14 protein-coding genes are annotated in these 19892 nt (G+C 73.8%); 5 read left to right on the forward strand and 9 right to left on the reverse strand.

The features are described 5' to 3' along the window. Window positions 1–133: 133 nt before the first annotated feature. The 4 genes from ACFXGA_RS32905 to ACFXGA_RS32920 form a co-directional block, all read right to left on the reverse strand. Window positions 134–814 (reverse strand): hypothetical protein, encoded by a 681-nt coding sequence (locus ACFXGA_RS32905; RefSeq protein ID WP_378094752.1) that lies wholly within the window; start codon window positions 812–814, stop codon window positions 134–136. Between the two features lie 557 nt (window positions 815–1371). Further along, a complete protein-coding gene (locus ACFXGA_RS32910) occupies window positions 1372–2469 on the reverse strand; it encodes an SWIM zinc finger family protein (protein WP_378094753.1) in 1098 nt (365 codons plus the stop codon). Continuing rightward, window positions 2466–5132, reverse strand: coding sequence for a DEAD/DEAH box helicase (locus tag ACFXGA_RS32915; RefSeq protein ID WP_378094755.1), 2667 nt, complete (start codon window positions 5130–5132; stop codon window positions 2466–2468). The genes ACFXGA_RS32910 and ACFXGA_RS32915 overlap by 4 nt, the downstream gene beginning before the upstream one ends. A gap of 42 nt (window positions 5133–5174) precedes the next feature. Next, complete coding sequence (locus ACFXGA_RS32920) at window positions 5175–5756, reverse strand: PadR family transcriptional regulator (RefSeq protein WP_378094757.1); 582 nt, start codon at window positions 5754–5756, stop codon at window positions 5175–5177. Window positions 5757–5834: 78 nt separating this feature from the next. Between ACFXGA_RS32920 and ACFXGA_RS32925 the strand changes: the two genes are divergently transcribed. Both ACFXGA_RS32925 and ACFXGA_RS32930 read left to right on the forward strand, forming a co-directional pair. Then, window positions 5835–6992: a winged helix DNA-binding domain-containing protein gene (locus ACFXGA_RS32925; protein ID WP_378094758.1), complete on the forward strand. Its 1158-nt coding sequence runs from the start codon at window positions 5835–5837 to the stop codon at window positions 6990–6992. Continuing rightward, entirely contained in the window at window positions 6989–7447 is a 459-nt protein-coding gene (locus ACFXGA_RS32930) for a GNAT family N-acetyltransferase (protein ID WP_378094760.1), read from the forward strand. The genes ACFXGA_RS32925 and ACFXGA_RS32930 overlap by 4 nt, the downstream gene beginning before the upstream one ends. On the opposite strand, the gene ACFXGA_RS32935 is transcribed toward ACFXGA_RS32930, so the two are convergent. Together ACFXGA_RS32935 and ACFXGA_RS32940 are read right to left on the reverse strand one after the other, a co-directional pair. Next, window positions 7440–8207: a putative protein N(5)-glutamine methyltransferase gene (locus ACFXGA_RS32935; protein WP_378094761.1), complete on the reverse strand. Its 768-nt coding sequence runs from the start codon at window positions 8205–8207 to the stop codon at window positions 7440–7442. The two genes, ACFXGA_RS32930 and ACFXGA_RS32935, sit on opposite strands and share 8 nt — an antisense overlap. Window positions 8208–8333: 126 nt before the next feature. Then, window positions 8334–9110 carry a TetR/AcrR family transcriptional regulator gene (locus tag ACFXGA_RS32940; RefSeq protein ID WP_378094763.1) on the reverse strand — a complete coding sequence of 259 codons (777 nt, stop codon included), beginning with the start codon at window positions 9108–9110 and terminating at the stop codon, window positions 8334–8336. A 75-nt stretch (window positions 9111–9185) separates the two neighbouring features. Between ACFXGA_RS32940 and ACFXGA_RS32945 the strand changes: the two genes are divergently transcribed. The 3 genes from ACFXGA_RS32945 to ACFXGA_RS32955 all read left to right on the forward strand — a co-directional run bounded on the left by ACFXGA_RS32945 (window position 9186) and on the right by ACFXGA_RS32955 (window position 15000). Then, window positions 9186–11447: an ATP-binding cassette domain-containing protein gene (locus ACFXGA_RS32945; RefSeq protein WP_378094765.1), complete on the forward strand. Its 2262-nt coding sequence runs from the start codon at window positions 9186–9188 to the stop codon at window positions 11445–11447. A gap of 163 nt (window positions 11448–11610) precedes the next feature. Beyond that, entirely contained in the window at window positions 11611–12837 is a 1227-nt protein-coding gene (locus ACFXGA_RS32950; protein WP_378094767.1) for an epoxide hydrolase family protein, read from the forward strand. A gap of 228 nt (window positions 12838–13065) precedes the next feature. Then, complete coding sequence (locus tag ACFXGA_RS32955; RefSeq protein ID WP_378094769.1) at window positions 13066–15000, forward strand: S8 family peptidase; 1935 nt, start codon at window positions 13066–13068, stop codon at window positions 14998–15000. A 50-nt stretch (window positions 15001–15050) separates the two neighbouring features. Here the strand turns inward: ACFXGA_RS32955 and ACFXGA_RS32960 are convergent, their stop codons facing one another. From ACFXGA_RS32960 to ACFXGA_RS32970, 3 genes are all read right to left on the reverse strand, one after another. After that, window positions 15051–16223, reverse strand: coding sequence for a cellulose-binding domain-containing protein (locus ACFXGA_RS32960; protein ID WP_378094771.1), 1173 nt, complete (start codon window positions 16221–16223; stop codon window positions 15051–15053). Window positions 16224–16422: 199 nt separating this feature from the next. Next, a complete protein-coding gene (locus tag ACFXGA_RS32965; protein WP_378094773.1) occupies window positions 16423–18795 on the reverse strand; it encodes a PEP/pyruvate-binding domain-containing protein in 2373 nt (790 codons plus the stop codon). A gap of 58 nt (window positions 18796–18853) precedes the next feature. Then, on the reverse strand, window positions 18854–19741 hold the full coding sequence (locus ACFXGA_RS32970; protein WP_378094775.1) for a DMT family transporter: 888 nt from the start codon (window positions 19739–19741) through the stop codon (window positions 18854–18856). Window positions 19742–19892: the final 151 nt, after the last annotated feature.

The raw sequence follows: 19892 nt of genomic DNA on the forward strand, positions 1-19892 counted from the left end.
CCCCAGACTTACCCCCCCCCCCCCTCCTACTTTTTTGTGTTTTTTTGGGGGGGTTTTTTTTTTTTTTATCTGGCCGGGGGGGGGGGCCCGCCCCCCCCCCCTGCCCCACGACTGCCTGCGTGAGCGGCCCGGGCTAACCCCGGACGGCCCCTTCCAGCAGTCCTCGGTGGCGGATCATCCAGGCGGCCGACCGGGCCCGCCAGGACAGCGCCCACAGCGGCCCCGGGTCGGTCGAGTCCGGGGTGATCCCCGCGTACGTCGCCTCGGCGGCGCAGTCGCGGATCGCGAACTCGATCATCCGGCCGACGAGCCCGTCCCGGTCGCGGGACGGGAGGCCGTAGCCGTCGAGGAACAGTCCCAGCTGCCGGGCGCGGTGGTCCGCGTCGGGCAGGTCGTTGCGCTCGGCGACGTCGTCGTCGTGCAACTGGGCGTTCCACCACGCCGCGGCGGCGATCTCGCCGAGTCGGTCGACGGGGCCGGCGAGGGTCCAGTCGACGAGCCCGACGGGGAGGCCGTCGCGGGCCACGATGTGCCACGGACCGGCGTCGCAGTGCCCGATCACGGTGTCGGGGCCGGTGTGGCGCATCCACCAGGGCTGCCACACCGCGTCGGGCGGCGGCCGGAACCCGGCGGTGGCGTCGTGCAGGTCGCGCAGCAGCGCACCGGCCTGCCGGACGCCCTCGTCGGTCCACGCGTGCGGGTGCACGATGGTTCCGTCGAGGTAGGTCAGGACTTCGTTGCCGTCGGCGTCGATGCCGTCGCCGACCACGCGGGGCGCGCCGGTGAAGCCGACGTCCTCCAGGTGGCGCAGCAACGCGTGGACGGTCGTGGTCCAGGGTCGGGCGGGACGCAGGACGGTCCCGTCGGAGTAAGTGACGTCGCTCGGTCCGCCTTCGGCCGCGGTCAACGGCTGTGCGGGTGGTCCGGATTGTGCGGGACGCACGGATTTCTCCTCGTGGAGTGCGGTACGCGGGTCACGGCACCGCGCGCGGCGATGCCTGCGGCCCGGGGGAGGAACCCCGCGGGCCGGTGAGGACCGCTCCGAGTCGAGGAGGGGTGCGCGCTCTGTCTGGCCGCTACGGCCGACGCCGTGTCGGCGGCACGGTCAGCGGGCGGCGCGCTCCCCGGCCGGAGCGATCGTGACTCCACCGGAAACCACGCACGTCATGATCGACCTCCCGGACACCCGAACCTTGATCAGCCGGACGGGACCGACGCTACCGGCCCACCCCGGCCCCCTCAACCGGTCTACGGGGTGGCGGCGGGGGACGGCGTCGAGGATCCGCTTGTCGGCACCGTGCGGACTTCGTCCTCAAGTCTCCGTCGCCACCGCGAACCGCGACCGTCGTCCGGTGACGCCGCACGCGGGGTTCAGTCGGTGTCGGCGAGGGCGGCGGTGGGGTCGCGGTGCGGGGTGCCGGTCGGCCACCAGGCGCCGTCGGTGGCACGGTAGGGGTACCAGCGGCCGTCGCGGCCGTAGCGCAGTTGGCGGTCCTCGACGGTCCAGCGGTTGCGCCACACGACGGGTTCGGGCAGTTCGCCGCGGGTCCAGGCGGCGCGGGCGCGGGCGGTGTCGGCGCGGTCCGGGGTCCAGGGGTGTTCGAGGACGTCGAGCGCGGGCGCGCCGCCCTGCCGCCAGGCGCGGACGGCACGCGGGTCGACGTCGAGCCGGGCACGCAGGTCGGGGTGGGTGGCGGCCATGCGGACGCGGTCGCGGCGGTCGTCGGGCGCGGGCCAGTGGCCGGTGGCGAGGACGTCGCGGGCCTTGGCGGCGGCGTCGGCGACGAGCAGCCGCAGCGCGGCGACGTCGAGGCCGGGCGCGGGGTCGAACTCGGGCAGCGGGCCGGGTTCGGCGGGCGGCGGGTCGTCGGGCAGGTCGGGGACGGGATCGGCGTAGGCGACGGTGGCGGGCACGCCGGTCGCGGGTCGCGCGCCGGCGACGACCTCGTCCCGGGTGCGGCCGCGCAGCAGCAACAGGACCCACGGGTCGGCGTCGAGGAGCCAGGACGCCTGGTGGCAGAGGGCGGCGGCGTGGCGGCAGGGCAGTTCCCAGCCGGGGCAGGTGCACTCGGGGTCGAGGTCGCCGATCCCGGGCAGCAGCGGCACGCCCGCGTCGGTGGCGGCGTCGACCAGTTCGCGCGGCATGTCCCGGTCGAGCAGCGCGGCGAGGTGGCCGGTCTTGGCGGCGACCTGGCGCAGGAACCGGTCCCACTCGGCGTCGGTGAGCGGGGTGAGGTGGACGGCGGTCCGGTAGGTGTCCTCGGTGTCGTAGACGGTGGCGGCCAGCCGGCCGGGGCTGACGGTGATGGTGCCGACGAGGCCCGCGTGGGCGTACCGGCGGCCCTGCCGCAGCGGCGCCTGGTCCAGCGACGTGTCCTCCAGCGCCTGCAGCCACGCCCGACCCCACCAGGAACGGGCCCGGCGCACGCCCTTGCCGAACGCGGGGAAGCCCTTGACGCGGTCGCTCATGTGCCGCTCCGGAGTTCGACCAGGTTGCCCAGCTCGTCGTCGGTCAGTTCGGTGAACGCGGCGTCGCCGCGGGCCAGGACGGCGTCGGCGAGGTCGCGCTTGGCGCGCAGCAGGGCGGCGATGCGGTCCTCGATGGTGCCCTCGGCGATGAGGCGGTGCACCTGCACGGGCCGGGTCTGGCCGATGCGGTGGGCGCGGTCGGTGGCCTGGTCCTCGACGGCCGGGTTCCACCACCGGTCGTAGTGCACGACGTGGTCGGCGCGGGTGAGGTTGAGGCCGGTGCCGGCGGCTTTGAGCGACAGCAGGAACACCGGGCACCGCCCGTCCTGGAAGCGGCGCACCATCTCCTCGCGGGCGGCGACGGGCGTGCCGCCGTGCAGGAGCTGGGTGGGGACGCCCCGGCCGCCCAGGTGGCGTTCGAGCAGGCGGGCCATGGCGACGTACTGGGTGAACACGAGCACCGCGCCGTCCTCGGCGAGGATCGTGTCGAGCAGCTCGTCGAGCAGTTCGAGCTTGCCGGAACGGCCGGCCAGGCGCGGCGAGGTCTCCTTCAGGTACTGGGCGGGGTGGTTGCACACCTGCTTGAGGCCGGTGAGGAGCTTGACGACCCGGCCGCGGCGGGCGATGCCGTCGGCCTCGCGGACCTCGGCCATCAGCTCCCGCACGACCGCCTCGTACAGGGCGGCCTGCTCGCGGGTGAGCGCGACCGGCCGGTCCGTCTCGGTCTTGGGCGGCAGCTCGGGCGCGATGCCGGGGTCGGTCTTGCGGCGGCGCAGCAGGAACGGCCGCACGAGCCGGGCGAACCGCTCGGCGGTGTCGCGGTCGTGGTCGGCCTCGATGGGCCCGGCCCAGCGGGCCTTGAACGCGGCGCGGGTGCCGAGCAGCCCGGGAGTGGTCCAGTCGAGGATCGCCCACAGGTCCGCCAGGGCGTTCTCCACCGGGGTGCCGGTGAGGGCGACGCGGGCGCGGGCCGGGATGCGGCGCAGCGCGCGGGCGGTGTCGGAGGTCGGGTTCTTCACGTGCTGCGCCTCGTCCGCCACGACCAGGCCCCACTCGACGCCGGCGAGCCGGTCGGCGTCCAGGCGCATCGTGCCGTAGGTGGTGAGCACGAAACCCTCGTGCGCGACCTCGCGGCGCGGGCCGTGGAAGCGGCGCACGGGCACACCGGGCGCGAACCGCTCGACCTCGCGCTGCCAGTTGCCCATCAGCGACGCCGGGCACACCACCAGCGTGGGGCCGGCGTCGTGGGCGGCGCGGTGCAGGTGCAGCGCGATGAGCGTGACGGTCTTGCCCAGGCCCATGTCGTCGGCCAGGCAGGCGCCCAGGCCCAGCGAGGTCATGCGGTGCAGCCAGCGCAGGCCGTGCAGCTGGTAGTCGCGCAGGGTCGCGGTCAGCGCCGCGGGCGCGGCGATCGGCTCGTCGTCCAGGTCGGTCAGGCGCGACCGCAGCTCCTCCAGCCAGCCGGTGGCGGCGACCTCGACCTGGACGCCGTCGACCGTGGTCGTGCCGGTCAGGGCCGCGCCGAGCGCGTCGATGGCGGAGACCGGTTTGAGGTCGCGTTCGCGGGCGCGGCGGGCCAGCTCGGGGTCGACCAGCGTCCACCGGTCCCGCAGCCGCACGACCGGCCGGGTGGCCTCGGCGAGCACGTCCAGCTCGGCGGGCGTCAGCGGGTCGTCGCCCAGCGCCAGCCGCCAGTCCACCGACGTGAGCTGGTCGGGGCCGAAGAACGAGGGCCGGTCGGCAGGGCGGTCGCCGATGACGACCTTCGCCGACAGATCCCGCACCAGGTCCCTGGGCCAGTGCACGTCCACGCCCGCGGCGGCCAGCCGGACCGCGCCCCGGGCCAGCAGGTCCTCCACGTCGGAGTCCGGCAACGCCACCTCGTCGGGCACCGGCCGGTCCAGCAGCCGCTCCAGCGGCGCCCACGCGCGGGCGGCCCGGCGCACCGCGACCAGCGCGTCGGACCGCGACCGCCGCGTCGCCGACGCCCACAGCTCCGCGGCGTCCACCACGTGCGCCGGCTCGGCCAGGCTGTGCACCTGCACCACGGCCCGGAACGGGCCGAAGCCCTCGATCCGCAACGACACCCGCACGCCCTGGTCGGCCCACTCCCGCAGGTGCGGCACCCGCTGCGGGGCCACGGCCGCGAACGCCGGGCCGCCCGCCGCGTGCACGGCCGCCGCGCCGCGCGGCATGGTGTCGGCCACGGCGTCGAGGAACGCGCGCAGCAGCGGCTCGGCGTCGGGCAGCTCCAGCGGGTCGCGCCCCGGCAGCGGCACGGCCCGCGCGTGCGGCGGCATCGCCGCGGCCAGGTCGCGCACCCGCGCGTGGTCCGCGGCGTCCAACGGCCCCAGCAGCCACGCGTCGAAGTCGCCGTCGGTCACCGCCGGCCGCACCCGGCCGCGCGCCACCAGCTGCAACGCCACCACCACCGCCGCGCCCCAGAACGCGGCCGCCGGGTGGGCGTGCGCGGCCCGGCGGGCCCGGCTCAGCAGCGGCACGGCCTCGGCCACCGGCAGCCGCACCGCGGGCACCGCGCGCCGGGCGCCGTCGGGCGCGGCCACGGTGACCCGGTCGTCGAAGCCCGCGACGTCACCGGGCGCGTCCGCGGCGGGGTAGAAGACGACGGTGGACGTGCGTGGCGGGTCGGCGGCCTCGAACACGACCGCGCACCGCTCCAACCCTGTGTTCAGCGCTCCCCCTCGCTACTCAAATTTGAGCCTACCCCAGCTGCCCGGCTCACCCGGCGATCCCGGCTCGCCCGCCATCCGGTACGCCCCGTCCCCCAACCGCGCCAACAACCCCCGCGTCCACCCCACCCCACCCGACGCGGTGTGCTCCCACAGCCCGAACAGCTCCGTCACGTGCGGCGGCCCACCCCACTCCGCCGCCCGCGCCCGCGCCGCGTCCCGCCGCGCCTCCAACGCCGCCAACCGCTCCGTCAACAACCCCACCGCCTCCGCCCGCCCCAACGACGGCAACATCGCCAACCCCGCCGCCAGCAGGTCCGGCCGCGTCCCCGGACGCCGCAACGCCTCCCGCAACAACCGCCGGTACTCCACCTCCCCCTCCGGGGTGATCTCGTAGTCCGTGCGCGCCGGCGGCACCTCCACGTCGACCAGCCGCCCCTCCTTCGCCAACTGCTTCAACGCGTGGTAGATCGACCCCCACTTGACGTTCGCCCACTCCCCCGCACCCCACGACATCAGGTCGTTCCCCACCAGGTAGCCGTGCGCACGCCCGTACCCGCGCACCACACCGAGCACCAGCAGCCGCGTCGCCGACATCGCGCCCCCAGTCGCCCCACACCCGGATCCCGCGAATCCCGGTTCCGCCGAACAGGGTAAATCGCCGAGGATGGACGGGTGACGCCCGCCACGATCGACGACGCACAGCGACGAGCCCGCCTCGCCACCCGCCACCTGCTCGCCCGCCCCACCGACACACCCGAGCAGGTCGCCGACGCCCTCGTCGGGCTGCACGCCACCGACCCCGCCACCGTCTACCTCTCCGCCTGCGCCCGCCTCCGCGACCCCTCCGTCGCCGCCGTCGAAGCCGCCTTCTACGACCGGCACACCCTCGTCCGCCTGCTGTGCATGCGCCGCACCATGTTCGCCGTCACCGCCGACACCGCACCCGTCGTCCAGGCCGCCGCGGGCGCCGCCATCGCCGCCGCCGAACGCCGCAAGCTCCTCACCCACCTCGCCGACGGACTCGGCTGGACCCCGGAACGCCTCGCCGAGGTCGAAGAGGACACCCTCGCGGCCCTGCGCCGCCGCGGTCGGGCCACCACCACCGAACTCACCCGCGACGTCCCCGCCCTCCTCGAACAGGTCCTCGTCGCACCCGGCAAGCGCTACGAAACCCGCCAGAACGTCTCCAGCCGCATCATCCGCGTCCTCGCCGCCGACGGCCGCATCCGCCGCGGCCGCCCCCTCGGCACCTGGCTCGGCACCCAGTTCCGCTGGGAACCCGCCACACCCTGGCCCGACCTCGACCCCGCCGGGGCCCGCGCCGAACTCGCCCGCCGCTGGCTCGCCTCCTACGGACCCGGCACCGAAACCGACCTCAAGTGGTGGACCGGCTGGACCCTCGCCCACACCCGCCAGGCCCTCGCCGCCGCCGGCGCCGTCCAGGTCACCCTCACCACCGGCCCCGGCCACGCCCTGCCCGACGACCTCGACCCCGTCCCCGAACCCGAACCCGCCGCCGCCCTCCTGCCCGCCCTCGACCCCACCCCCATGGGCTGGCAGACCCGCGACTGGTACCTCCCCGACCGACACCGCCCCCACCTGTTCGACACCGCCGGCAACGTCGGCCCCACCGTCTGGTGGCGCGGCGCCGTCGTCGGAGGCTGGGCCCAACGCCCCGACGGCGACATCGCCTGGCGCCTCCTCGACGACGTCGGCGCCGACGCCCGCGCCGCCATCACCCGCGCCGCCGAACGACTCGCCACCCGCCTCGACGGCGCACGCGTCATCCCCCGCTTCCGCACCCCACTGGAGAAGGAGCTGGCGAAGTGATCCACCTGCGACCCCTCGACGACTCCGGAGTGGAACGCCTCCTCGGCCTCGCCGTCGCCGACACCGACCCCGCCGACGTCATGCCACCCGGCTGGACCGTCGACCGACCCGACGAGTTCCGCGACTTCTACCGCGACCTCCAACCCGACGCCTACGAGATCGTCGACGGCGACCGCACCGTCGGCATGGCCCGCCTCACCGCCCACGGCGACATCGGCATGTGGCTCGTCCGCTGCGCCCGCGGCCGCGGCACCGGCCCCGCCACCCTCCACCGCCTCAAGGACGAAGCCGCCCGACGCGGCATCACCACCCTCGTCGCCCACACCACCACCGACAACCACGCCGCCCTCGCCGCCCTCCGCAAAGCCGGCGCCGCCCTCCACACCGACGGCCCCCGCGCCACCGCCCGCCTCGCCGTCGAACCCGCCCGCGACCCCGACGACGCCGTCACCTGACCCCGAACCGACCCACCACCACCGTCGCCGACAACTCCTCGTCCGACACCACCTCCGCGCACAACCCACCCCGCGCGAACGCCTCCACCGTGCCCGCCGCCTGCACCGCACCCGTCTCCACCAACACCACACCACCCGGCGCCAACCACCGCGCCGCACCCGCGACCACCCGCCGCTGCACGGCCAACCCGTCCACCCCGCCGTCCAACGCCACCCGGGGCTCGAACTCCCGCGCCTCCGGCGGCATCAACCCGATCGACCCCGTCGGCACGTACGGCGCGTTCGCCACCAACACCTCCACCCGCCCCGCCAACGACACCGGCAACGGCCCGTACAGATCACCCTCGTACACCCGACCCCCACCCACGTTCCGCCGGGCACACGCCACCGCCACCGGATCCACGTCCACCGCGTGCAACTCCACCCCCGGCACCCGGTCCACCACCACCGCACCCACCGCACCCGACCCGCAACACAGATCCACCACCACCCCACCCGGCCGCGCCCCCTCCACCGCCAACCGCGCCAACAACCCCGTCCGCCGCCGCGGCACGAACACCCCCGGACCCACCACCACCCGCAACCCGCAGAACTCCGCCCACCCCACCACGTGCTCCAACGGCGCCCCCGCCACCCGACGCGCCGTCAACGACGCCAACTCCTCCGGACCACGCGCGGCCTCCACCAACACCCGCGCCTCGTCCTCGGCGAACACACAACCCGCGGCACGCAGCCGCGCGACGACCTCGAAGACCCTCACCGTGAAACGCCTCTCGCGAAGAAACCCGCGGGCGCCCCTCACACCGCCACGACACGGCCGGAAGCGACCCGACGCACACCACCGAAAATGGGTCCCACCTCCCCCAGCCGCGCGAACCGCCACACCCTACCCCACCGACGACGCCCCACCGGCCCGCGCCACCGCCGCCTCCACACCGTCCAACAACACCTCCAACCCCACCTCGAACGCCTCCACCGCACCCCGCTCCACGAACGACACCCCCGCTCCCGGCCCCTCCGCCGCCAACCACGCCGACAACGGGAACCGCTCCGCGAAATCCGGCGCCACCTCCGCCAACACCCCCGACCGCGACCACCACCACTCCTCGTCCGACAACCCCGTCTCCCGCGCCGCCCGCCGCGCCTCCGCCACCACCCCCGCCGCACCCCGCACGAACTGCACCACCGCACCCACCACACCCCGCACCACCGGCGCACCCAACCCCGTCGACCGCAGGATCCCCAGCAACCCTTCCACCATCGCGAACTCGTTCGGCCCCAACACCGGCCGCGCCTGCGACACCTGCAACACCCACGGGTGCGCCAGGAAGAACCCCCGCGCGTCCACCGCCCACGCCCGCAACGCCACCCGCCACCCGGCGTCCACCGGGTACTCCGCCGGGAACCCGCCCAACACCCGGTCGCACATCAGGTCCACCAACTCCGCCTTGCCCGGCACGTACGCGTACAACGCCATCGCCGAACGCCCCAACCGCTCCCCCACCGCCCGCATCGACAACCCCGCCAAACCCTCCCGGTCCGCCACCTCCACCGCCGCGTCCACGATCGCGTCCACCGACAACCCCGGACCACCACCACCCGGCGCACGCCACAACAACCGCAACGACCGCCCCGCGTCACCCTGCCCCGCGAACACCGCCACTTGCCGCCCCTTTACGCCCTAAAGTATCGTGCGCCGGTCACCTTACGACATAAACAAACCAGGGGGAAAACACGCATGCCCGCACCCGCCGACAGCCACGACGCCATCCAGGTCCGCGGCGCCCGCGAGAACAACCTCGCCGACATCTCCCTCGACATCCCCAAACGCCGCCTCACCGTCTTCACCGGCGTCTCCGGCTCCGGCAAGTCCTCCCTCGTCTTCGGCACCATCGCCGCCGAGTCACAACGACTCATCAACGAGACCTACACCGCCTTCATCCAATCCTTCATGCCCAGCCTCGGCCGCCCCGACGTCGACGCCCTCCGCAACCTCAGCGCCGCCATCGTGGTCGACCAGGAACGCCTGGGCGCCAACTCCCGCTCCACCGTCGGCACCGCCACCGACGCCCACACCATGCTCCGCATCCTCTTCAGCCGACTCGGCCGACCCCACATCGGCACCTCCGCCGCCTTCAGCTTCAACCTCCCCGAAGGCATGTGCACCCACTGCGAAGGACTCGGCCGCGTCTCCACCGTCGACCCCGACCAACTCGTCGACCGCACCAGATCGCTCAACGAAGGCGCCATCACCGTCCCCGGCTTCACCGTCGACAACTGGTACGTCCAGACCTACGTCCACTCCGGCTTCTACGACCCCGACAAAAAACTCCAGGACTTCACCGACGAAGAATGGGACGCCCTCCTCAACCGCGACACCACCAAAGTCAAAATCGGCAAGACCAACGTCACCTACGAAGGACTCCTCGTCAAAGTCCAACGCCTCTACCTCGGCAAGGACCGCGAATCCCTCCAACCCCACATCCGCGCCTTCGTCGACCGCGCCGTCACCTTCACCACCTGCCCCGACTGCCACGGCGCCCGCCTCAACGCCGCCGCCCTCTCCTCCAAGATCGACGGCCTCACCATCGCCGACTGCTCGAGCATGCAGATCAGCGACCTCGCCGACTGGGTCGCCAAGATCACCGACCCCTCCGTCGGCCCCATGCTCACCACCCTCAAGGAACTCCTCGACAACCTCGTGGAGATCGGCCTCGGCTACCTCAGCCTCGACCGACCCGCCGCCACCCTCTCCGGCGGCGAGGCCCAACGCGTCAAGATGGTCCGCCACCTCGGCTCCGCCCTCACCGACATCACCTACGTCTTCGACGAACCCACCACCGGCCTGCACCCCCACGACATCCAGCGCATGAACGAACTCCTCCTGCGCCTGCGCGACAAGGGCAACACCGTCCTCGTGGTCGAGCACAAACCCGAGACCATCCGCATCGCCGACCACGTGGTCGACCTCGGACCCGGCGCCGGCGCCGCCGGCGGCCACATCACCTTCACCGGCACCGTCGCCGAACTCCGCGCCTCCGACACCCTCACCGGCCGCCACCTCGACCACCGCGCCCGCCTCCGTGACCACGTCCGCACCCCCACCGGCCGGCTCCCCATCACCGGCGCCACCCTGCACAACCTCAAGGACGTCAGCGTCGACATCCCCCTCGGCGTCCTCACCGCCGTCACCGGCGTCGCCGGATCCGGCAAGAGCTCCCTCGTCCACGGCTCCCTCGCCCACCGCGACGACGTCGTCACCGTCGACCAGTCGCCCATCCGCGGCTCCCGCCGCTCCAACCCCGCCACCTACACCGGCCTGCTCGACCCCGTCCGCACCGCCTTCGCCAAGGCCAACGGCGTCAAACCCGCCCTCTTCAGCGCCAACTCCGAAGGCGCCTGCCCCCAGTGCAAGGGCATCGGCCTCGTCTACACCGACCTCGCGATGATGGCCGGCGTCGCCACCGTGTGCGAGAAGTGCGAGGGCAAGCGGTTCACCGCCGAAGTCCTCACCCACACCCTGCGCGGCAAGAACATCAGCGAGGTCCTCGCCATGTCCGTCACCGAGGCCCGCGACTTCTTCACCGAGAAGCAGGCCAAGGCGATCCTCGACCGGCTGGTCGACGTCGGCCTCGGCTACCTCTCCCTCGGCCAGCCCCTCACCACCCTCTCCGGCGGCGAGCGGCAACGGCTCAAGCTCGCCATCCACATGGCCGAGAAGGCGTCCACCTACGTCCTGGACGAGCCCACCACCGGCCTGCACCTCGCCGACGTGGACCAGCTGCTCGCCCTGCTCGACCGGCTCGTGGACGACGGCAACACGGTGATCGTGATCGAGCACCACCAGGCCGTCATGGCGCACGCCGACTGGATCATCGACCTCGGCCCCGGGGCGGGCCACGACGGCGGCCGCGTCGTCTTCACCGGCACCCCGGCCGACCTGGTCGAGCACGGCGGCACGCTGACCGCCCAGCACCTCCGGCAGTACGTCGCCGGTTGATCGTCCCGGCCGTTTTTGGTGGAGTCCTGCCCCGGTGGTGCCCGAGCCACCGGGGCAAGACTCGTTTTAGTCAACACTGAAGTTATCGAGATCATTGACCAGTGGGGCGAGCGTCATCCCATCGGGGTGTCCGGCCCGTCGCCGCGGGAAGAGGAACCACGCCATGACCGCGTTCCCCCTGGAGCCCACGCCGATCCACGTGCCCGACGAGGTCCTGGACGACCTGCGCGCCCGGCTCGCGCTCACCCGCCCGCCGGTGGACGAGGGGAACGAGGACTGGTCCTACGGCGTCCCGGCGGGCTACCTCCGCGAGCTGGTCGCCCACTGGCGCGACGGCTACGACTGGCGCGAGGCCGAGGCCGCCATCAACGCCTACGAGCACCACCGGGTCACCGTCGACGGCGTCCCGGTGCACTTCCTGCGCAAACCCGGCCGCGGCCCCCGCCCGATCCCGCTCATCCTCACCCACGGCTGGCCGTGGACGTTCTGGCACTGGTCGAAGGTGATCGACCCGCTCGCCGACCCGGCCGCGACCGGCGGCGACCCCGCCGACGCGTTCGACGTCATCGTGCCGTCGCTGCCCGGCTTCGGCTTCCCCGGCCCGCTGACCGGCTTCCCGGACGTCAACTTCTGGAAGGTCGCCGACCTCTGGCACAGCCTGATGACCGGGACCCTCGGCCACGACCGGTACGCGGCGGGAGGCTGCGACATCGGCGGGATCGTCTCCAGCCAGCTCGGCCACAAGTACGCCGACTCGCTGTACGGCATCCACATCGGCTCCGGGCTGCCGCTCGACTTCTTCACCGGCCCCCGCGCCTGGGACTTCGCCCGCAACCGGCACCTCACCGACGACCAGCCCGCCGACGTCCGGGCCCGCATCGTCGAGCTGGACCACCGCTGGGCCTCGCACCTCGCGGTGCACGTGCTCGACGGGGCCACCCTCGCCCACGCGCTGAGCGACTCCCCCGCCGGGCTGCTCGCCTGGCTGCTGCGCCGCTGGCACGCCTGGAGCGACAACGGCGGCGACGTCGAATCGGTGTTCACCAAGGACGACCTGCTCACCCACGCCACGATCTACTGGGTGAACAACTCCATCGCCACGTCGATGCGCTACTACGCCAACGCCAACCGCCACCCCTGGAGCCCTTCCCACGACCGCACCCCGGTCGTGCAGGCCCCGGTCGGCATCACCTTCGTCACCCACGAGAACCCGCCGGGCGTGCACACCGCCGAGGACCGCGTCCGCGCATTCCGCGACGGTCCCCTGGCCGGGTGGTTCAACCACGTCAACGTCACCGCCCACGACCGCGGCGGCCACTTCATCCCCTGGGAGAACCCCGACGCGTGGGTGGACGACCTGCGCCGCACGTTCCGCGGCCGCAGGCCCTGAGGCCGCCGCCGAGCCCCTCCCCCGCACCCGGGCGGCGACCGCGCCCCGAAACGGTCGCCGTTCGGAACTCCGCAGGTCGTTCCCACTGCCGGCCGATTGTCCGGTCCCCGGCGCTGCTCTAACGTTGCCGATCACGTCCGCGCGAACGTGATCGCAGAACCTCCGCTCCCCGGCCGGCCCGTCCCGCAGTGGGCCTGCCGGAACCCCTGCACGAGGGAGAACCCTGCAATGGGAGACGTTCGCGGATCCAGACGTGCCCTGATCGGGCTCGCCACGGTCGCGGTCACCGCCGCGGCGCTGGCCACCGGCGCCACACCGGCCGCGGCCGAGGGCGACATCGTCGGCACGGGCAACCCGACCGCCATCAAGGACAGCTACATCGTCGTCTACGACGAGCTGTCCACCCAGAGCGTCGACGCGCTCACCGCCGACCTCAGCGCCAAGTACGACGCCAAGGTCGACTACACCTACCGCCACGCGCTCAAGGGCTTCGCGGGCACGCTGTCCGAACGGGCCGCGCGCCGCCTCGCCGCCGAGCCCGGCGTGGCCTACGTCCAGCAGAACGGCGAGGTCAAGACCACCGCGACCCAGCCGAACCCGCCCTCCTGGGGCCTGGACCGGATCGACCAGCGCGACCTGCCGCTGGACTCGTCCTACACCTACCCCAACGACGGCTCCGGCGTCACCGCGTACATCATCGACACCGGCATCCGGACCACGCACTCCGACTTCGGCGGGCGCGCGTCCTGGGGCACCAACACGGTCGACACCAACAACACCGACTGCAACGGCCACGGCACCCACGTCGCCGGCACGGTCGGCGGCACCGCGCACGGCGTCGCCAAGGGCGTGCGGCTGATCGCGGTCAAGGTGCTCAACTGCTCGGGCTCCGGCTCGTTCGCGGGCGTCGCCGCGGGCATCGACTGGGTCACCGGGCACCACACCTCCGGCCCGGCCGTGGCCAACATGAGCCTCGGGGGCTCGGGCAGCGACCCGACCGGCGAGGCCGCGGTGCGCAACTCGATCGCCGACGGCGTCACCTACGCCATCGCGTCGGGCAACTCCAACGCCAACGCCTGCAACTTCACCCCGGCCCGCGTCGCCGAGGCCATCACGGTGAACGCCTCCACCAACACCGACGCCCGCGCCTCGTTCTCCAACTGGGGCACGTGCACGGACATCTTCGCCCCGGGCCAGAACATCACCTCGGCGTGGATGACCAACGACACGGCCACCAACACGATCAGCGGCACGTCCATGGCGGCGCCGCACGTCGCGGGTGGCGCGGCCCTCCTGCTCGGCGCCACGCCGTCGTTGACGCCCGCGCAGGTCGCCGCCGCGATGATCACCAACTCCACCGCCAACAAGATCACCAGCCCCGGCACCGGCTCGCCGAACCAGCTGCTGTTCGTCAACACCGGCGGCGGCCCCGGCCCCGGCACGCCCGCGGTCACCCCGCCGGGCAACCAGACCGGCACCGTCGGCGTCGCCACCAGCCTGCAGCTGAAGGCGTCCGGCGGCACCCCGCCCTACACCTGGTCGGCCACGGGCCTGCCGCCCGGCCTGGCGATCGCGGCCGGCACCGGCCTGATCTCCGGCACGCCGACCACCGCCGGCGCCTACACCGTCACCGCCACGGTGACCGACAGCGCCGGCAAGTCCTCGAGCGCCACGTTCTCCTGGACCGTCAACCCGGCCGGCGGCGCGTGCGCCGCGCCCGGCGAGAAGCTGGTCAACGGCGGGTTCGAGAGCGGCACCACCGGCTGGTCCGACGGCACCTGGACGATCGGCGCCTGGACCGGTGCGGGCGCGCCGCGCACCGGCTCCCGCTCCTCCTGGATCGGCGGCTACGGCTACACCAGCACCGAGACGCTGAGCCAGACCGTCACCATCCCGGCGGGCTGCGCCAACACCACGCTGTCGCTGTGGCTGAAGATCAGCACCGACGAGTACGAGCCGGACGTGTTCGACACCCTGACCGTCAAGGCGGGCTCGACCACCCTGGCGACCTACACCAACCTCAACCCGTCGGGCTACCAGGTGCGCACCTTCAACCTGGGCGCGTACGCGGGCCAGAGCGTCACGCTGAGCTTCGTCGGCGCGGAGGACTGGTCCTACCAGACCTCGTTCGTGCTGGACGACATCTCGGTGACCGCGGCCTGATCACCGGCGCGTGGGGAGGGTCGGTCCGCCGGCCCTCCCCACGTCCGTGCTCAACAGGCGATCGGGGACGAGCCCACCGCGACGTCGTCGTACCAGAGGGTGTTCGCGCCGTCGCCGTAGCTCTCCCAACCCAGCCGCAGGTCGGTGACGCCGGGCCGCCAGTTGGTCTTGCGCAGCCACTGGGAGTCGATGTCGGGCGTGGACACGCCGTCGGCCACCAGGCCCTCGACCACCGAGCCGTTCAGCGAGGTGGACAGCCGGCCCGCCGGGTCGACGGTGAACTGCACGCAGTTCCACTGGCCGGTCGGCAGCGGCTTGCTCTTCGACACGCCGGTCGGGCTCTGCTCGGGCAGGGTGGCGTCGTCGGACTCGCGGTTCCACTGCAGCGCCGCGTTCTGGCCGCCCATGCGCAGGTCCTTGCCGCCGTCGTTCGCGTCCTTCATGGCCATGAAGGTCACGTGCGCCATCGGCAGGGCCGTGGTGTGGCGGACGTAGAACCGGCCGTGCACGGTGGACGACCCGGAGATCGGCGTGCCGAAGAAGATGTGGTTGCAGTAGCCGGACGCGCCGTTGACCCGCACCGACTTGCGGCCGCTGTGCGCGACCGAGCTGTCGATGGCGACCGAGCCCTGGCCGGTGCAGTTGGCCGCGCCGACGGTCCAGCGGCCGCCCGGGGTGGACCCGGTCTGCTGCTCGAAGTCGTCGCACACCGTCGCCGTGCCGCAGCCGACCGGCACGGTGGACGTGGTCGTCGTCGTGGACGTGGTCGTCGTCGTGGTGGTGGTGAACGTGTCCGTGGGCCACGTGGACGTGGTCGTCGGACCGTCGCCGCCGCACGAGACGCCGTTGAACGCGAAGTCGGTCGGGACCGCGTTCGTGCCGCTGTAGGACGCCTGGAAGCCGAACTGGGCGCTCGCGCCCGTGCCGAGCGTGCCGTTCCACGGCATGTTGGACGCCGTCACCACGGCGCCGGACTGCCTCACGTCGGCGCTCCACCCGGAGGTGACCGCCTGGTTGCCCGAGAAGGTCCAGGTGAGCTTCCACGAGGTGACCGGAGCGGACTGGTTGGTCACGGTCACGTTGGCGGTGAACCCGTTGGACCACTGGTTGAGCTTGTAGTCCACGGCGCAGACGGGAGCCTCACCCGCCGTGCTGGTCCCGCCGATCACCACCAAACCGGCTATCGACACCACAGCGGCCACCGCCGCCAGCAGATTTCGCACAACAACCCCTTCGTTGTCGTTTCTGGGAGCGTTCCCAGAAACTGACTGTAACGATCCCGTCACCGCAATGGAATACTCCGGCTGCCGCAACGGTCACTCGAACGAAGGGCGGGGTCACCACGGCACAGCGCGCACGGCACCGGCTCCCGCGTGCCCGGCGACCGTGCTGCCTCCGGGCACCTAGCCCCGGCGCGCGGGCTCAGCCCAGCACGGTGACCGCGCCGCGCCCGCCGTCCACCCGGACGCGGTCGCCGGTCCTGATGCGGGAGGTGGCGTTGCCGCAGCCGACGACGGCCGGGATGCCCAGCTCGCGGGCGACGATCGCGGCGTGCGACAGCGGTGCGCCGACGTCGGTGACCACGGCGGCGACGCGCGGGAACAGCGGGGTCCAGCCGATGTTCGTCACCGTGGTCACCAGCACCTCCCCCGGCTTCAGCGCCTCGCCCCCGGCGACGTCGTGGACGACCCGCGCCACGCCCTCCACCACGCCCGCCGCGCCGGGGAAGCCGGACACCTCGTCGCCCGGGGGTGCGGCGGAGGCGTCGTGGACGTCGGACCGGCGGTTCGGGTCGGCGGCCCACGCCTCGGGGTCGAACCGGCCGCGGATCACCGTCGGGTACGGCGGCAGCGCGCGGTACCGGTCGTAGGCGGCGCGCCGCGCCGGCACCGCCGCCGGCGGCGTCCCGTCGCCGCCGAGCACGCGCACGGTCTCGTCGATCGACAGGAAGAACACGGCGTCGCCGTGCCCGGTCACCTCGCCCGCGCGCACCAGGAACGCCCTCAGCACGGCGAACGTGCGGGCGAACTCCGTCCGCGCGCGTTCCCGCCGCCGGGCCAGTCGGGCGACCCGCGCCACCCGGCGGCGCATCGCGGCGACCCGGCCGGGGTGCGCCGCCCGCAGCCGCTCCCACGCGGCGTCGCGCACCGCCGCCTGCCGGGCCAGCAGCTCCTCCGGGTCGACGCCGTGGTCGTCCGGGCGGGGCCAGTCCGGGTCCTCGGCCGGACGCGGCGCGGACACCTCGAACTCGTCGGCGAACCGGTGGCCGTACTGCCGGACGTAGTCCTCGCGGGTGATCTCGCCGCGCCGCAGCCGGGCCAGGCCCAGCACCGGGCCCAGGCTCTCCAGCTCCCCCGCCGCGCCGTGCGCGCCGGTCAGCAACGCGGTGGCGTCCTCCGGCCCCACCAGCCGCTCCAGCCGGCGGCGGACCTTCAGCGCCGACAGGGAGCCGGTGCGCGCGCCGGCGTCGAACACCCTGGCCTCCACGTGCAGCACGTCGTGCACGTCGGACTCCCACAGGGCGAGCAGCTCGGCGGGCGTGGCGGCGGCGCGGAAGGCGGCGTGCAGCCGCTCCGCGCGGGCCGGCGCGGCGGCCAGCAGGCCGTCGATCCTGGCCCGGTACTCCCGGCCCTGCCGCAGGAACGGCACCACCGCGCCGACCGCGGCGCGCAGCACGGCCGGGCGCGACAGCGGCAGCGGCGGCGCCTCCACGCCCGCCGGGATGCGACCGAAGTGCTGCTCCGCGGTCCGGAGCAGGAAGCGGCCGAGGCCGAGCGCCCGGCCGACCGCCAGCGCGGCGCTGAGGTTGAGGTAGAACCGGCCGCCGATGTTGCCCGACGTGGGGTGCCCGGCGATCGGGGGTTGCGCGAGCGCGCGGGCGAGCGACCAGGTGGCGGGCGTCATCACGCTCGGCACCGCTTCGCGCAGGTTCGCGCACGTCCACAGGTAGTCGCCGCGCAGGGTGTCGTTCCAGACCTCGGCGAGCGCGGTGATCGGCCGCGCCTGGAGCACCGCGACCCGGTCGCCCGCCACGGCCCACTCGACGTCCACCGGCACGCCGAACAGGTCCTGGATCCGCGTGCCGAGCGCGGCCAGCTCCCGCACCCGGGCGTCGGGCAGCAGGTCGCCCGACCGGCGGATCCCGCCGTCGGCGGTCACCACGTACTCGTCGGGCGTGACCGACCCGCCCACCAGGGCCTCCCCCGAGCCGGGCGCGGCGTTGACCACGGTCTCCGTGCGCGCGCCCGTGACCGGGTTGGCGGTGAACAGCACACCCGCCGCTTCGGCGGGCACCATCTCCTGCACCACCACGGCGATGGCCACGTCGGTGATGTCGTGGCGGGCCCGGTAGGCGATGGCCCGGGCCGTCCACAACGACGCCCAGCAGCGCTTGACCGCGGCCAGCACCGCGTCGAGGCCGGTCACGTCGAGGAACGTGTCGTGCTGGCCCGCGAACGACAGGTCGGGCAGGTCCTCGGCGGTCGCCGACGACCGCACCGCGACCGGGCCGGCCGGCAGGTGCGCGCGGATCGCGTCGGCCACGTCCGCCGGCAGGTCGCGGCGCTCGAAGGCGGAGGCGATGGCGGCGGCCGGGTCGGCGCCGGACAGCGCCGCGCGGATCTCGCCGTCGAGGTCCGCGGCGAACCGGCGGTAGGCGTGGGTGGTCAGGTGGAAGCCGTCCGGCACGGGCAGCCCGGCGGCGGCGAGCCGGGCCAGGGAGGCGCCCTTCCCGCCAACCGTCCCCAGGTCCGCGTCGCGGTCCGCGAGCGGCAGCACCAGCGCGGTCGTCCCCATGGGTCGAGCTTGGCACCGATGGGGACGTCCCGTCGGCGGAACGGCGTCATCGGGAACCTCAGCGGCGCCCGGCCGGCTCACCCGCGGTCCGGGCGGGCGTGGGCGAGCGGGTCAGGGCGACACCGACCAGGACCACGGCCATGCCCGCCACGACGCGGACCGTCAGCGGCTCGTCCAGCACGAGCGCGCCCAGCGCGACGGAGACCACGGGCAGCAGGTAGCCGACCGTGGCGGCGCTGGTCGGGCCCTCGTCGGCGATGATCCGGTAGTTGAGGACGAACGTGGCCCCGGTGCCGAAGACGCCGAGCACCACGACGGCGGCGATCGCGGTGGCGTTGGGCGTGGTCGGGGCGTGGTCGAACGGCAGCAGGAGGGCGCTCAGGCCGGTGGCGGCGGTGAGCTGGGCGGCCGAGACGGCCAGCGGCCCGCCGTGGCCGACGAGCCTGCGCCCCATGTAGGCGAACGCGACCGCGTAGCTGACCGCCGCGCCGAGCAGCGCGAGCGCGCCGACGCCCGACACGCCGTGCCGCCAGGGGGCGAAGATCAGCAGGACGCCCGCGAAGCCGAGGACCAGGCCGGTGACGCGGGCGGGTGTGAGGCCGCGGTCCGTGCCGAGCCCGAGTCCGATGAGGAGGGAGAACAGCGGGGTCGTGGCGTTGAGGACGCCCGCCACGCCGGAGTCGACGGTCTGCTGGCCCACGGCGAAGAGCAGGAACGGCAGGGTGTTGCAGAAGAACGCGGCGACCAGGAGCCGGCCCCACAGCCCCCGGGGCAGCCGCTGCCCGCTCGCGCGGGCCAGGACGAGCAGGACGGCCGCGCCCAGCGCGGAGCGCGCGACCGTGATCTGCGCCGGCGACAGGCCGGTCAGGGCCAGGTCGATCCACAGGAAGCAGGAGCCCCACAGCAGGGCCAGCAGTCCCATCCGCACCGCGCCACGTCCGGTCATGAGGCCACCGTCCCCCACGACCGTCTTCAAGAAAAGTGAAACCTCGTGACCGCGCGTTAAGCAGCACTACAAGATCATCCCGAACGTGGAACTCGGGGGTCCCGAACGTTCGACACTCGGGTCCCGGACGTAGGACACACGCGTGTGTCCC

This window comes from Actinosynnema sp. NPDC059335, from assembly GCF_042752395.1.
GTDB lineage: Bacteria > Actinomycetota > Actinomycetes > Mycobacteriales > Pseudonocardiaceae > Actinosynnema.